The organism is Micromonospora yasonensis (genome assembly GCF_026013475.1).
GTDB lineage: Bacteria > Actinomycetota > Actinomycetes > Mycobacteriales > Micromonosporaceae > Micromonospora > Micromonospora yasonensis.
In genome coordinates this window covers 1-15199 of record NZ_JAPDPH010000172.1, presented here as the reverse complement: position 1 = coordinate 15199, position 15199 = coordinate 1, and the positions used below count along the sequence as shown (strand labels likewise).

The 15199-nt window shown below is 73.2% G+C and carries 10 protein-coding genes and 1 pseudogene; 6 read left to right on the top strand and 5 right to left on the bottom strand.

Annotation, left to right across the window (positions count from 1 at the left end; genetic code table 11):
- A partial coding sequence (locus ONA70_RS26835) for an MGDG synthase family glycosyltransferase (protein WP_265009267.1) occupies nucleotides 1-983 on the bottom strand: 983 nt, incomplete at its 3' end.
- Between the two features lie 119 nt (nucleotides 984-1102).
- On the opposite strand from ONA70_RS26835, the gene ONA70_RS26830 reads away from it, so the two are divergent.
- The 3 genes from ONA70_RS26830 (at nucleotide 1103) to ONA70_RS26820 (ending at nucleotide 3864) form a co-directional block, all read left to right on the top strand.
- Entirely contained in the window at nucleotides 1103-1954 is an 852-nt protein-coding gene (locus ONA70_RS26830; protein WP_265009266.1) for a DMT family protein, read from the top strand.
- Between the two features lie 241 nt (nucleotides 1955-2195).
- Nucleotides 2196-2972, top strand: coding sequence for a phosphatase PAP2 family protein (locus ONA70_RS26825; protein WP_265009265.1), 777 nt, complete (start codon nucleotides 2196-2198; stop codon nucleotides 2970-2972).
- Nucleotides 2973-2988: 16 nt separating this feature from the next.
- Nucleotides 2989-3864 (top strand): DMT family transporter, encoded by an 876-nt coding sequence (locus ONA70_RS26820; RefSeq protein WP_265009264.1) that lies wholly within the window; start codon nucleotides 2989-2991, stop codon nucleotides 3862-3864.
- A gap of 65 nt (nucleotides 3865-3929) precedes the next feature.
- On the opposite strand, the gene ONA70_RS26815 is transcribed toward ONA70_RS26820, so the two are convergent.
- From ONA70_RS26815 to mptB, 3 genes are all read right to left on the bottom strand, one after another.
- The gene (locus ONA70_RS26815; protein WP_265009263.1) at nucleotides 3930-9395 is read right to left on the bottom strand and encodes an ATP-binding protein; all 5466 of its coding nucleotides are present in this window, start codon (nucleotides 9393-9395) and stop codon (nucleotides 3930-3932) included.
- 181 nt (nucleotides 9396-9576) lie between these two features.
- Nucleotides 9577-10683, bottom strand: coding sequence for a hypothetical protein (locus ONA70_RS26810; RefSeq protein ID WP_265009262.1), 1107 nt, complete (start codon nucleotides 10681-10683; stop codon nucleotides 9577-9579).
- A gap of 10 nt (nucleotides 10684-10693) precedes the next feature.
- Nucleotides 10694-12178: a polyprenol phosphomannose-dependent alpha 1,6 mannosyltransferase MptB gene (gene mptB, locus ONA70_RS26805; RefSeq protein ID WP_265009261.1), complete on the bottom strand. Its 1485-nt coding sequence runs from the start codon at nucleotides 12176-12178 to the stop codon at nucleotides 10694-10696.
- A gap of 139 nt (nucleotides 12179-12317) precedes the next feature.
- Here mptB and ONA70_RS26800 point away from each other — a divergent pair, with 139 nt between their 5' ends.
- Together ONA70_RS26800 and ONA70_RS26795 are read left to right on the top strand one after the other, a co-directional pair.
- On the top strand, nucleotides 12318-13184 hold the full coding sequence (locus tag ONA70_RS26800) for an NAD(P)-dependent oxidoreductase (RefSeq protein ID WP_265009260.1): 867 nt from the start codon (nucleotides 12318-12320) through the stop codon (nucleotides 13182-13184).
- 72 nt (nucleotides 13185-13256) lie between these two features.
- Nucleotides 13257-13982: pseudogene (locus ONA70_RS26795) on the top strand (P1 family peptidase); the annotation flags it as partial.
- Here the strand turns inward: ONA70_RS26795 and ONA70_RS26790 are convergent.
- Complete coding sequence (locus tag ONA70_RS26790) at nucleotides 13952-14776, bottom strand: SAM-dependent methyltransferase (protein WP_265009259.1); 825 nt, start codon at nucleotides 14774-14776, stop codon at nucleotides 13952-13954. The pseudogene ONA70_RS26795 and the gene ONA70_RS26790 overlap by 31 nt on opposite strands.
- Before the next feature lie 199 nt (nucleotides 14777-14975).
- Here ONA70_RS26790 and ONA70_RS26785 point away from each other — a divergent pair.
- The coding region (locus ONA70_RS26785) for an MBL fold metallo-hydrolase (RefSeq protein WP_265009258.1) at nucleotides 14976-15199 on the top strand (224 nt) is incomplete at its 3' end.

Genomic DNA, 15199 nt, shown 5'->3' with positions numbered 1-15199 from the left:
GCCGCGCCGTGCGCGGCGATCGGCCGGTACATCAGCACCGGCGTACCGGTGGCCCACGCCTCGAGTGCGGTGGCGCCCCCCGCGTTGGTCACCAGGAGATGAGCGGCCCGCAGCAGGGTGGGCATGTCGTCCACCCAGCGGCGGACCAGCAGTCGTCCCGGCGGCGCGGCCAGGCGGGACAGCCGTTCGGCCAGCCGTTCGTTGCGTCCGCACACCGCGACCACCTGGACCGCGTCCCCGACGTCGACCAGCGCGCGGATCGCCTCCTCGACCGCCCCGAAACCGTAGGAGCCGCAGGCGACCACCACCCGCTTCCGGTCGGGGTCGAGGCCGCAACGCCGGGCCGCGTCGGCCTGCTGGCCCGGATGGAACCGCTCGAGCACCGGTGGCGCGCAGACCCCCAGCGGCGCGCCCGGCGCGGCGGCCGCCGCCACGGGTAGCGCGGCCGGGTGCACCACCAGGTCCAGGTCCAGGTCCGGGTAGACCCAGAAGGGGTGCGGCGCGAAGTCGGAGACCCAGGCCCCGATCGGCACCCCGAGTCCACGGCGGCGGCGCAGCCAGGCCAGCCCGGAGCTGCCGATCGGGTACGTGGAGACGATCAGGTCCGGATCGAACCGCTCGACGACGGGGGCGAGCCGCCGCCCGGCCCAGGCCCCGGTGAACCACTTCGAGGACTCGGCGAACCAGCGGTGCCGCCAGAGGGAGGACCAGAAGAACTCGTACAGCCAGGGCGTCGACCCGACATTGGTGACGTAGGTGCGGCGGAAGCCCCGACCCACCCCGGGCCCCATCGCGTCGAGCGTGTCCACCCATCCCACCCGGCTGCCCGGCCACAGCGCGTGGACGCGTTCCTCGAGCGCCCGGCCGGTGGCGTCGTGCCCGCCACCGATGTCCGCCGAGACGATCAGCACGCGGCGCGCGGCCGGCTCGGCGGGTTCCGTCGGGCCGGCCGCCCGGCCGGGCCGGCCGTCGGACGGGGTCACGGGTCGCCCGCCGGATTCGGGTGCCGGCGGGCGCGAGAGTCGCTTCCTGGTGGGTAAGCGCGGGCGTCAAGGCCGGCCCCGACCAGGTGGTCCGGCACCGACCACCTCGGGATCCGTTCATGGCCTTCGGCTTCGTGCTGGCGATCACCGCGGCGCTGTGCAGCGCCACCGCGGCGATCCTGCAGTCCATCGGGGCGCGCCGGGTGGCGGCCACCGCGCACCTCGACCCCCGACTGCTCTGGCGGCTGCTGCGGTGCGGGCCGTACGCGGCGGGTCTGGCTCTGGACGGCGCGTCCTCCGGGCTCAGCTTCACCGCGTTGCGCACGGTGCCGGTCTTCGTGACGCAGACGGTGAACGCGGCGAACCTCAGCCTGGTGGCGCTGGTCGCCATGCTGGTGCTGCATGTCCGGCTGACCGTCCGGGACTGGGTGGCGATCGGCGGGGTGGTGGTCGGCCTGCTGCTGTTGCTGGCCTCGGCCGGGACCGGTCCACCGGCCCGGGTGGCCGCGCAGGTCGACTGGTGGCTGCTCGGGGCGGTGCTCGCCTTCGTGGTCACGGCATACCTGGGCAGCCCGTGGCTGCGCGGCCCCGCGCTGCCCGGGTTCCTGGCCGGGTTGTCCTTCGGCTCGGCGGCCGTCGGCGCCCGGCTGCTGGGTGGGGCCGGCAGCGTGGGCACGGTCCTGACCAGCCCGGCCGGCTATGCCGTGGTGCTCGCCGGGCTGAGCGGCCTGCTGCTCTACGCGACCGCGTTGCAGCGCGGTGCGGTCACCGTCGTTTCCGCCTCGTCGATCGTCGGGCAGACGCTGGTGCCCTCGGTGGCCGGCTGGCTGGTGCTCGGTGACCAGGTGCGCCCCGGTGCAGGGCGGATCGCGGTGCTGGGTTTCGCGCTCGCCGTCAGCGGCGCGATCGCACTCGCGCGGCACGCCCAGCCGCACCACGATCCGACCGCCACCGCGGACGACCGCAGGTGACAGTGTCGGGCAGCCGGTCCCGGTCGCTGGCATGTCGTGTGCCCCCCAGGTGGTGCGCGGCGCAAGGGCGGCGCCCACCATCGTTCTCTCCACGTGAATTGCAGGCTACCGGGCCAATTGCTCCGTATTTTCAGGAATTGGACTACTTTAGCCCTTGTGCACGGTGCGTCTCTCGGCGGCCGTCGGCTGGACGACCGACGATCGCCGGGCCTCCGGCGACCAGACCAGGCGGGGAGGATCGATGGCGGCGGGAGCGTCGCCGCGGGCGCCGATCGGCGGCAGCCGGACGCGGCCGCTGGGCAGACCAGCCCTGGCCGTGGTACCGGCCGGCTGGTGGTTCGACGGGCTGCTGGTCGCCGCGCTCGCCGGGCTCACCGCCGCGCTGGTGTGGTGGCCGCCGTTGCTGCGCCTGGACATCACCGTGCGGGACTGGTGCGACGGGCACCGGCCGGGGCCGGTGTCGGTGCTGATGCTGATCTTCGACTACCTCGGTCAGGGCGGCCCGCTGCTCACCGTGACCCTGCTGGTGTCCTTCTGGCTCGCCTGGCGGCACCGGACGGTGCGGCCGATCATCCCCGCCGGGCTGGCCCCGATCGTGAGCACCCTGTTGATCGTCGGTCTGAAGCGATGGACCTCGCGAGGCGCCCCGCACCACGGCTCGGTCAAGCTGTTCAGCGGTGGCCCGGAGGAGTTCTACCCCTCCGGGCACGTGAGCAACGCCATCGTCTACTACGGGGTGCTGGCGATGCTGCTCGCGCCGTACCTGACCGTCGCCATCCGCGGCCTGCTGCAGTGGGTGCCCGGGGTGTTGACCTTCATCGGCACCACCTACCTCGGCTACCACTGGCTCACCGACAGCGTCGGCGGATACCTGCTCGGCCTGCTGATCGTGCGGCTGCTGTTGCGGGTGCCGTGGCGGACCGTCCCGCTGCCGCGCCGGCTCGACCGGTCGGCCGGCGGAAACCACCCCGTGCACCACCGGCCGGGCCGGGCCGGCCGCCCGGGGGAGCACGGATGACCGGATCGGTGGGCAGGTGCTGATCGCCGACGTGTTGGCCGGCACGCCGATCGCCCTCGGTGCCGCCGCGGCGTTCGGAGCCTCCTCCGTGCTGCAGTTCCGGGCGTCCAGGCGGACCCCCGAGGAGCCGGCCGGGCGGCCCAGCCTGCTGTTCCGGCTGGTCCGGCAGCGTGGCTGGCGCTGGTCGGTGGTGCTCGCCGGCGTGGCGTTCGCCCTGCAGATCGCCGCGCTCAGCCTGATCCCGCTGGTGCTGGTCCAACCGCTGCTGATCACCGGCCTGCTCTGGTACGTCCTGTTGTTCGCGCTCGTCGAGCGGGTCCGCCCGGACCGCGCGATCCTGCTCGAATCGGTGCTCTGCCTGCTCGGCCTCTCCGCCTTCCTGCTGGTCGCCCGGCCGTCCGTCGACGAGGGCCGGAACTTCCAATCGGTCTGGGCGGCCGTGCTGCTGGGCGTCGCGGTGGTCGGCTCGGTGGCGTTGTGCCTGACCACCGCCGTCGGGCTGAGCCGGCGATGGCGTCCGCTGCCGCTGGCTCTGGCCGCCGGCATCTGCTACGGCGTGACCGCCGGACTCGTGAGCAGCATCGCGTTCCACTTCCAGGGCAACCCGACAGCGCTGCTCGGGCAGTGGCAGACGTACGCGATCATCGTGCTCGGCCCGTTCGGGGTGCTGTTGAGCCAGAACGCCTACCAGGCCGGCCCGATGGGGGCGCCGGCCCTGGCCACGATCACCGTCAGCGACCCCCTGGTGGCGATCGGCGTTGGCCTGCTCTGGCTCGGCGAGGAGATCCGGACCGCGCCGTGGGCGTTGGTCGGCGAGGTGCTCGCCCTGGCCGTCCTGGTCGCCGGGGTCTTCCTGCTCGCCCGGCGGGCACCCCACGTCGACGGCGGGTAGCCGAGGACCGTACGTGGTGACCGGTACTCCGCACCGGTCACCACGCGAACCTGGCCTGGGCCGGGCTAACGCAGCCGCGACTCGATGGCTTCGATGATGCGCGGACGGAGTTCGGCGGCGCTGATGACGGCGTCGACGGAGCCGACCTCGACCGCGCGCCGGATGTTGTGCACCCGGTCGAACTCCGCAGCCACCTCGCCGAGCTTCTCCGCGCGGACCGACGAGCGGAGCTCGTCGAGTTCCGCGGCCAACGCGGCCCGGTCGGCGCCGGTGGCGGCCGCGAGGCGGGCCTCCACGTCCCGCACCCGCGGATCGGCCGCGGTACGGGCGTCGACGTCGCCGGAGAACACCACCGCCGCGGCGGGAGCGCCGCCGAGCACGGAGGCGAACGAGCCCTCCAGCGCCAGCACGGTCATGTCGGGGTTCAGCGCCTTGGAGAACACCACGAACGCGCCGCCGTGGTACCGCGAGATCACGCAGAACACGATGGGGCCGCGGAAGTTCACGATCGCCCGGCCGATCTCGGCGCCGTACTCCAGTTGCAGCTTGCGCATCGACTCGGGCGAGCCGTCGAAGCCCGACAGGTTCGCCAGCACCACCAGCGGCCGGTTGCCGCTGGCCGCGTTGATCGCCCGCGCGGCCTTCTTCGACGACCGCGGGAACAGCGTGCCCGCGGTGTAGGTGTCCGGGCCGTCGGTGGGCGGGAAGCCGCGCCGCGGCACCGCCCGGGACTCGATGCCGAGCAGGCACACCGGGATGCCGCCGAGGTGTACGTCCTGCACCACCGCGGTCTCCGCGTCGGCCATGCCCGCCCAGCGTTCCAGCACCGGGTGGTCCTGGTCGGAGAGCGCCCGCATCACGGTCCGGATGTCGAACGGCTTCTTGCGGTCGGGGTTGGCGGCGGCGGAGAAGATCTCGCCGACGGTGGTGAAGTCGCTGCCGGCCACCGCGTGCGGGAAGGTGGAGATGTCGCGGTCGGTGGGGTCGGTGGTGCTCGCCCGCCGCGGCGCCGCCTCGCCGGGTGCCACGTACGTGTGGTCGTAGTGCGACATCAGCACGTCCCGGGCGGCGGGCAGGTTCGGCGCCCAGTACTGCGCCTGCCCGTTGGGGCCCATCACCCGGTCGTAGCCGCCGATGCCGAAGTTGTCCTCGGCGGACACGCCACCGGAGAAGTCGAGCGACTGCTTGCCGGTGAGCACCATCGCCGAGTCCGGGGTCATGACCAGGACACCCTTGGTGTGCATGAGCATCGTCGCCTCGGCGTTCCAGTACGGCTGCGCGCCGACGTTGATGCCCGCGACCACGATGTTGATCTCGCCGCCGTCCTGGGTGAACTCGACGATCCGCTTGAGCGCCGCCGCCACCCAGTCCATGTTCTCCGTGCCCGACTTCATGGAGATCCGGGCACCGGCGGACAGGGCGTACCACTCCAGCGGCACCCGCATCCGCTCGGCCAGGTCCAGCGCCGCGATGACGCGGCGGCACTCCGGCTCGGACAGGGCACCCAGCGACTTGGTGGGGTCGCCGAGCAGCACGACCCGGGTGACGCCCTGCGGGTGCCGCGGGGTCGGCGTGGTGACCACGCCGGCGACGATCGCCGCGCTGTTGCGACCCTTCGGCCGGTCGACCGGCACCAACGCGTGGTCGTCGTCGAGGTCGTGCTCGACGAAGTCGCCGAGCAGGCCGGTCAGCTCGTACGGGTACACGGTGTTGCGGCTGCTTGCGCGCAGCACCTTCAGCCGGTAGTCGTCGAGTGGCTCGACCGGCTCGACCGGCGGCTCGCCGACGGTCAGTTCGGCGCCGCCGGTGGCGTCGAAGGAGATCCGTACGGCGATCTTGGTCAGCTCGCCGGTCGTGCGGTCGCGCTGCCGCGCGATGAACAGGATCTCCTCCAGCCCGGCCCCCGCGGTCGTCGGGCGTACCCGCCCGGCGATCATCTCCATCTCCTCGCGGGTGAGAGTGCTCGGCGGCCAGACGTAGATCACGATGCGGTTGGTGGTGAAGCGCGTCTTCGACGCCCGCCGCGACTGCGCGCGGCGGATCGAGTCGAGGCAGGCGGCGACGGTGTCCTCGGTCGTCGGCAGCGCGACCAGCCGGCCGTCGTGCTCGCGCAGCTCGGTCAGGTCACGCACCTGCGCGAACGCGACGAGGCGCTCGTCGGACGGGTTCTCTCGCGCCACGCACTGGAAGAGGTAGACCTCCTCGTCCGACGACGGCAGCCGGGTCAGGTCGAACTTGTGCAGCCGCTCCAGCTGCATCCGCTCGGCGATGTACGGGTGCAGGCCGCGGATCAGCCGCTCCTCGGCCATGCCGGCGTCCGACGGGCGGAACGTGAAGTGGTGGTGCATCACCGCGCCGGCCCGACCGGCGACGGTGGTGGTGAGCCGGCGGACCTGCCGGGGCAGCGGGTACGCGTTGATGACCTCGAGCAGCGCGGCGACCGTGGCGTCGAAGTCCTCGGGCTGGTTCTCCCAGGCGAGGTAGATGTCGGCGTCGATGGCGTCCTCGCCGTCGGCCAGCTCGGCCAGCCCACGCAACGCGCCGCCCAGCGCGTCGAAGCGCACCGCGGCGGAGACCACGCTCGACTCCGCGCGCTCGGCGACCACGAACGTGCAACCCGCGACCTCGTGGGTACGGACGCTGGTGAGCGCCTTGTTGCCGTAGTACCGCCGGGTCAACACCTCCAGCATGACCGCGTTGTCGAGGTGGTCGCGGACGAGCCGCTGGCCGAGCAGCCGAACCAGCGGCTCGGTGCTGCGTACCATCTCGGCGACGCGCTCGGCGCGGTCGGGCGCCTCCGGGTGCGCGTCCAGGTGGCGCAGGTGCTTGCGGACCTCGGCGTAGACGCGGGCGCGGTTGCGGCGCAGCAGCGGCTGCGCGAACCAGGCGAACACCACGCCGCGGGCGAGGTCGGCGACCACCGGGAAGCGGACCTGCGTGGCGGCCACCAGCCGCTCCAGGGCGAGGCCGGCCGGTTCGCGCAGGGTCTCGTCCGGCGGCGGCTCCGGCAACCACGCGCGCAGCAGCGCCGCGACGACCGTGGCGTCGGCGGACGCGCGCTGCTGGGCGAGGAAGATCCGGAACACGGCGGCTTCGAGCTCGGGGGAGCGGTCCAGCTCGGTGACGCCGTAGTGCGCGAGCGCCTTGGCGAGCTTGGCCTGGAACGCGTCCGGCAGCCCGGCCCGCTCGACGTCGAGGCTCTGCAGGTAGGTGTGGAAGTACTCGCGGGCGCTGTGCACGTGGCTGCCGACGGCGCCGTCCTCCCCGGTCGGCCGGTTCCGGCTCAGCTCGGCGAGGTCGGCGAACACGTTGACGAGGTCGATCTCCGCGGCCAGCGGCCGGTGGCCCGCCTCGGTGGCCGCCCGGCGGGCGGCGAGGTAGCCGTCGAGCACCCGGCGGTCGTCGTGCGGGTCGACGTCGAAGCCGAGCAGCAGGCCGCGCAGGTCCTCCTGGCCGCGCCGGGCGCGCCTGGGCGCCGGAAGCTCGTCGGCCGCGACGGGCAGGTCCACCTCGACAGATCCGCCGGTCGGGCCGGTCGCGGTCTCGGCGGCCTCGTCGGCGAGCGGCTCCAGCCGCAGCAGCGGCGCGCCGGCCTCCACCTGGCTGCCCACGGAGACGGCGCACTCCTTCAGCCGCGCCTTGAACGGCGCCCGCAGCACCGTCTCCATCTTCATCGCCTCCAGCACCAGCACCGGCGCGCCCGCCTCGACCTCGGCGCCGACCTGAAGCGGCGTGGCGACGACCAGGGCGGGCATGGGGGAGCGGAGGACGCCGCCCTCGTCGCGGCTGACCCGGTGCGTCACGCCGTCCACCTCGACCAGGTGGATCGGCCCGTGCGTACCGGTGAGCAGCCGGTACCGGGCGCCGTTGACGACGATCTGCCCGGTGTGCCGGTCGAAGCGGTGCACCTCGACGTCGGCGGTGCGGACGTCGTCGCCCGCTTCGATGCCGACGCGGAACCGGTGCGCGCCGATCCGCGCCACGCGCATGCGGTAGCCGACGCCGCGCAGCTTGAGGTCCAGCGGTCCGCCGCTCTTGTGCTGCACCTGCGGGCGCCCGCCGGCCGCCGTCGACAGCAGCCGCTGCCGCTCGACGCGCTCCTCCTCCTCGTACGCCTCGATCGCGGCGGCCGCGAGCGCGACGCCGGAGTGCCGGTGCGCGACGAGCCGGCCCGCGCCGCGAACCCGGTCGATCCAGCCGGTGTCCGCGCTGGCGTCGATCACCTCGGGCTGGTCGAGCAGGTCGAGCACGAAGCTCTTGTTCGTCGCGCCGCCCTCGATGATCACCGTGGTGTTCGCCATCGCCCGGCGCAGCCTGCCGAGCGCCTCCTCGCGGTCGCGGCCGTAGGCGATGATCTTCGCGATCATCGAGTCGAAGTCGGCCGGGATGGTGTCACCCTCGCTGACCCCGGTGTCCACCCGGATGCCCGGCCCGGCGGGCAGGTCCAGCCGGGCGATCCGGCCCGGGGAGGGCGCGAAGTCGCGGTCGGGGTCCTCGGCGTTGAGCCGCGCCTCGATGGCGTGCCCGCGCTCCACCGGCGGCTCGCCCTCCAGCCGGCCGCCGGAGGCGACGTGCAGCTGCGCCTTGACCAGGTCGAATCCGGTGGTGGACTCGGTGATCGGGTGCTCGACCTGCAGGCGGGTGTTGACCTCGAGGAACGCGAACAGCCGGTCGCCCGGGTGGTAGAGGAACTCGACGGTCGCCGCACCCCGGTAACCGACCGCGACGGCGAGCCGCTCGGCGGACGCCTTGAGCTCGGCGGCCTGCGCCGGGCTGAGCACCGGCGACGCCGACTCCTCGATGACCTTCTGGTTGCGCCGCTGCACCGAGCAGTCGCGCACACCGAGCGCCCACGCGGTGCCCTGGCCGTCGGCGATCACCTGGACCTCGACGTGCCGGGCGCCGGTGACCAGGCGCTCCAGGAACACGATCCCGCTGCCGAACGCCCGCGCCGCCTCCTGGCTGGTGCGCTCGTACGCGTCGGCGAGCTCGGCCTCGCTCGTGATCACCCGGATGCCGCGCCCGCCGCCACCGGCGGTCGCCTTGAGCATCAGCGGGTAGCCGATCTCGGCCGCCGCCGCCAGGGCGGCGTCCAGGGTCTCGACCGCGCCGCGGCTCCACGGCGCGACCGGCACGCCGACCTCCTCGGCGATCAGCTTCGCGCCGATCTTGTCGCCGAGCTTGCGCATGGCCTCCGCGCTCGGCCCGACGAAGGTGACGCCGACCTTCTCGCACAGCTCCGCGAACGCCGGGTCCTCGGCGACGAAGCCCCAGCCGACCCACGCGGCGTCCGCCCCGGTCTCCACCAGCGCGCGCTCCAGCACCGCCAGGTCCAGGTACGGGCGCGCGGACGCGGGACCGAGGTCGTAGGCGATGTCCGCCTCACGCACGAAGGTCGCGGTACGGTCGACGTCGGTGTACAGGGCGACGGTCTCGATCCGGGTGCCGGTCTCCGCAGCCAGCTCTCGGACCGCGTGGATGAGCCGCATCGCGGCTTCACCACGGTTGACGATGGCGATACGGCTGAACACCCGACCGACCCCTCCGGTAGACCCACAGGTACGTGCCGCGGGACGGCAGCCCCCGGCAGTGATCACCTTTCCGCCTGCCGCCGGGCAGCGCCATGTCGTAACCACCGAACCCTGGAGGGTGCGGTTGTAGGAACCTCACAAAAGTTTTTGGCCGCCCTGCTGCCAATTATGCCGGCCCGCGTCAGACTGGGCGATTTCCGGGCCGCCCGGGCTTTCGGTCCGTCGGCCGGGACGGGGTGATCGGCTCGCTGGGGAAGTCGCGACCGCCGGTCCAGAGCGCCGGAACGGCGTCGACGTTACGGGCCAGCGCATGGCCGATGCTCTCGTAGTTGACCCGCCAGCCGCGAAAGTCGGGCCAGGACTCCGCCGCCGAGCGCTCCACGGCGAAGCCGGCCTTCGCCACGTGCGCGACCGCCTCGGCGTAATCGGCGAACGTGAGCTGAAGCGGACCGTCGGGGTCGGGGTCGGAATCGAACGGTACGCGGACGACCCGGGCGATCTCGCGCAGCGCGGTGAAGCCCGAGCGCAGCATCAGCCGCGCGGCGGGAACGGGTGCCGCGGTCGGGGCGAGCGAGATGTGCATGGCCGCGGCATCCATCACCGCGATCAGGGCGACGATCCAGCTGCGGTACGGGCGCGGGGAGCGGAACGACAGCAGCACCGGGTAGTTGCTGTGCGTCTCACCGATGTCCGCGGCCAGCCGCTCCCAGTCCTCGTACAGCCCCTTCAGTTCGTCCACCGTGCCGACGAGGGCCTGCCGGGCCAGCAGTTCCGGCCCCCAGGCGGGATGGGCAGCGCGGGACACGAGCAGGGTGACCTCCCGTTCTCGCCGGTTGTAGGCGCCGTACAGGGTCGGCAGGTAGGCGATCTGCAGGGCGATGACCAGCGGTCCGCTCGCGGCGGCGATGAAGTCCAGCGGGTTGAGCTGCCGGCGGGTGCCGGACGCGAATCCGAGGGTGAACAGACTGGATCCGGCCTCCCGGAAGGCGTCCGGCCAGGACATCCCCGAGACCGCCTGCATGAGCAGCCCGAAGGCGACCAGCAGCCCGAACAGCCAGGACCACAGCATGGCGATCAGCACGATCGGGGCGAGCCAGGCGAGGAACCGGTCGCGCACCTCGTAGCTGTGCAGGGGGGCCGACGCGTGCCGCAGCAGCCACCGCATCGACTGCCACAGCACGCGTACCAGGGCGGATCCCAGGCCACGCGGCACCACCAGGTTGCGCAGGATGCTGCCCACCGTGACGACCAGCACGGCCAGGCCGAGCAGTGCCGAGACCCACCGCATCAGCGAGCCGTCACCCGTACGTCTCAGCCGGGCAGGGCAGGGCCTTCGGGCGTGGGCGGGCCAGCCGGGTGGGCGCCGCGGCGATGAGTCCCGTCATCGTTCCCAGGACCGCGCCGAGTAATGCGGGTAGGCCGGGCTGGACGCCACCGGGCAGCACGAGCAGGACAAGGACCACCGAGCCGACCGCCAGCGCCCGGCGGGCCAGGGCGGTGCGGGCGGCCGCGGCGAGCGGCACGATCGCCCAGAGCAGGTACCAGGGGTGCACGACCGGGCCGGCGATGACCACCACGGCCAGGGACAGGCCGAGCGCGACGACCGGTCCGATCCGGGTGGCCCGGCGCCACAGGGCCAGGGTCACCCCGGCGGCGAGGGCCATCCCGGCCAGCCAGAACGCCTGGATGGCGCGCGCGACGTCGAGGCCGTCGAGGTGGTGCGCCAAGGTCCCGACCGCCCAGCCCAGGTCGGTGGTGAGGGACATCCAGGTGTGCGCGCGGGTGGGCGTGTCCAGGGCCCGTACCCAGCCGAAGCCGGTGCCGGCGAGGGCGGTCACCGTCAGGGCGGTGCCGGCGGCGACGAGGGCGGCCCGGCGCGCCGCCCGCCGGCGCGCCCGCCGGAGGCTCAGTTGTTGCGCCCAGATCGGGACGGCGAAGGCTATCGCCAGCACCGCTGGCGCCTTCACGAGGGCGGCGAGCGTGATCAGCACGACGCCGAGCACCGGTCGACGCCTGAGCGCGAGCAGCAATCCGGTGCACATCAGGCCCAGCATCACCGCCTCGTTGTGCGCGTCGCCGATCAGGTGCAGCAACACGAGGGGGTTGAGCACGCCCAGCCACAGCGCGGTCGTCGGCCGCGCTCCGCAGACGCGGGCCAGCCGGGGCACCGACCACATCAGCAGTGCCACGCCCAGCAGGGCCAGCATCCGCATCCCGATGATCCCGGCCCAGACTCCGCCGTCGGTCAGCCTGGCCACCGCCCCCGCCAGTTCGAGGAAGACCGGCCCGTACGGCGCCGGGGTGTGCTGCCAGATCTCCGGCACGTTGACGGCCAGCGGACCGCCCAGAGCGGACGGGCCCACCCGGTACACGTCCAGGCCCGCCGCCGTCATCGCGCCCTGGGCGACGTAGCTGTGGACGTCACCGCTGAAGATCGGGGTGATGAGGGCGAACGGCGCTCCCCACCAGGCCGCCGTCGTCGCCAGATCGCGCAGGCGCGGACCGTTCGGAGTGCGTACCGCCACGCCGAGTCGCCACCACGCCAGTAGGAGCATGGTGAGCCCGAGGTAGGCCACGAACACCGACAACGCCGCCGACGCCCGCAGGTCCAGGATGATGGGCAGGTCGATGGCGATCTCGCCGAGGGGCGCCACACCGGCGAGCAGCCCGCCCACCACGGTCACGACCGACCCGGCCAGGCCCAGCGCCCGGTAGCCACGCGCCGGGCGACGTGGCAGGACGACCTCGGCCGGTCGCCCGTCAGCAGCGATACGAGGAGCCACGAGAACCGTTCATCCGTCTGTCACCTCACCCGAGTCCCACGTTCCGCGCTATCCCGGTCACCGTGAGTATCTGCGATCCGACCGCCCGCCGTCCGCGTCTTGCCTACGCTGCCGGATAGGTGCGGCGGGGGGACGGGCGATGACGCGGGTGGCGGTGCTCGGGCTGGGCGGCATGGGAGCGCCGATGGCGGCGAACATCATCCGCGCCGGGCTGACCACGGTGGTCTGGAACCGGCGCCCGGAGCCGGCTCAGGGGTTCGCCGGGCAGGGCGCGGAGGTCGCCGCCAGCCCCGCCGACGCGGTCCGCGAGGCCGACGTGGTGGTGACCATGGTGACCGACGCGGACGCGGTGCGGTCCATCGCGATCGACCAGGGAATGCTGGCCGCGCTCCCCGACGGCGCGGTCTGGGCGCAGATGAGCACCATCGGGGTGTCCGAGACCGAGCGCCTGGCCGAGACCGTCGCCACGCGGCGTCCCGGGGTGACGCTGGTCGACGCTCCGGTGGCCGGCAGCCGCGGACCGGCCCAGCAGGGCCGGCTCGTCGTCCTCGCCTCCGGACCCGAGCAGGTGCGGGACCGGGTGGCACCGGTCCTCGACGCGGTCGGGCAGCAGACGGTCTGGGTCGGTCCCGTGGGCGCCGGCTCGCGGTTGAAGCTGGTCAACAACATCCTGCTCGCCTTCGTCGCCGAGGGGATCGCCGCAGCAGTCGCCCTCGGTGGCACGCTCGACCTGGACCGCGCCACGGTGCTCAAGGCCCTGCGGGGAAGCCCGCTGGTGTCGCCCTGGGCCGCCGAGAAGCTGGAGCGCGTCGGCCGGGACGACTACAGGCCGCAGTACCCGCTCGACCTCGCCCTCAAGGATGTGGAACTCGCGTTGCGCGAGGCGCCGCCCGGCCGTTTCCCGGCCGCGGAGGCGCTCGCCGCCGAGTGGCGACGGGCGGTGGGGGAGGGTTTCGGCGCGGACGATCTGATCGTCGTCACGCGCGCGCTCGACGGCACGCGGTGAGGGCCGGGATCGGGCCCGACCCGATGCGGTAGGGCCTGGCATCGCCGGCAGCGATCCGGCGACGGGTACCTCAACGACATCAACGGCGACCACGTCCGCGCCGAAACCGTCCTGGCCGCCTTCGACGACGTCCGCGGCGGTCCGGTCGCCGAAGGCTCGGTCGGTGGTGGCACCGGCATGATCTGCTACGACTTCAAGGGCGGGACCGGAACGTCGTCGCGGCTGGTGCCCTTCGGTGGACGCACCTACACCGTCGCCGTGCTGGTGCAGGCCAACTTCGGAGCCCGGCACGAGCTGACCCTCGCCGGAGTTCCGGTCGGCCGGCTCCTGAACGAACGGCCACCGGCCGTCCGGGAGGGCCTCCCGCCGGGCGCCGGCTCGGTCATCGCTGTCGTGGCGACCGACGCGCCGCTGCTACCCGGCCAGTGCGCGGCGCTGGCCAGACGGGTCCCCCTCGGGCTGGCCCGCACCGGCACCAGCGGCTCGCACTTCTCCGGCGACCTGTTCCTGGCGTTCTCGACCGCCAACCCCGGCATGCTCGGCAGCCGGTATCCGGAGGCCGGGACCGACCAGCTCGAACAGATCCAGTTCATTCCGTGGGGGTGGATCGACGCCTGCTACGCGGCGGTGGTGGAGGCGACAGAGGAAGCCGTGGTGAACGCTCTCGTCGCGGCGGACACCATGACCGGTCGCGACGGCCACCGGGCGCCGGGACTCCCGCACGAGTCGATCCGCCGATGGCTCGCCGCCCAGGAGGCGGATCGTGGTCAGGGTTTGCGTGCCACCCCGGCCCAGTAGTACGCGGCGTAGGGATCGGCCGGAGCGTCCCCGTCGGGCCGCCAGGCCAGCACGGGTGCCATCCCCGGCTCGATGAGTTCCCAACCGTCGAAGAACCGCTCGATCTCGTCCCGGGTACGCGGAACCAGCGTCATGCCCCCGTGGGTGGCCGCCGCGACCGCGGCACCCATCTCCCCCGGATTGAAGTCCTGGGTGGGGTGGCTGATCGCGAGATAGCTGCCGGACGGCAGGGCGTCCATCAGGGTCCGCAGCCTGGCCGCCGGGGCTTCGTCGTCGCCGAGCAGCATGAGGACGGCGATGAGGGTGAGCGCCACCGGCTGGGTGAGGTCGAGCGTGTCGACGAGCGTGGCGTCCGCGAGGATCGTTTCCGGCGTGCGGAGGTCAGCGTGGATGTAGCTGCTGCGCCCCTCCTTCGTGCTGATCATCAGGGCGCGGGCATGGGCCAGCACGATGGGATCGTTGTCGACGTACACCACCCGGGTCTCGGGTGCGATCGACTGGGCGATCTCGTGCAGGTTGGGGCGGGTGGGGATGCCGGTGCCGATGTCGAGGAACTGCCGGATGCCCCGGTCGGCGACCAGGTGACGAGCGACCCGATGCACGAAGCGGCGGTTCTCCGATGCCATCTGCCGCAGCGTCGGGATGGCCTTGATCATGGCCTCGCCCATCGCCCGGTCGACGGCGAAGTTGTCCTTGCCGCCGAGCCACCAGTCGTAGACCCGGGCGGAATGGGGGACGGTGCTGTCCACGGTCGGCGGGCCGACCTCCTCGGTCTGCGCACCACTACCCGACACACCGGTCTCCCTTCACTGGCTCGTCGGGGATCCACGATAGACGCTCCCGGTGTCGCCCGTGGGGCCCGAGGGGCGCTGCGGGCTCCGGATCGATCGGCCCGGGCCTCGCCATCGTCCGGCGCCGTCGGTGGCGCAGTGTGCCGCCGGTGGCTCAGCCCGTTACGGTGGCAGGCGTGACAGGGGCGGTGTGGGTGTCGGTGTGGTCCGGTTGACCTGGTGCGGGCACAGCACCGCGTGGATCGAGGACTCGGGGACCCGGCTGCTGACCGACCCGCTGCTGCGGGACCGGCTCGCCCATCTGCGCCGTCGCCGCGGGCCGACCCCGCAGCTGCCGTGCGCGCCGGACGCCGTACTCGTGTCGCACCTGCACGCCGACCACCTGGACTTCCCGTCGCTGCGCCGGCTGCCCGAGCGCACCGCGCT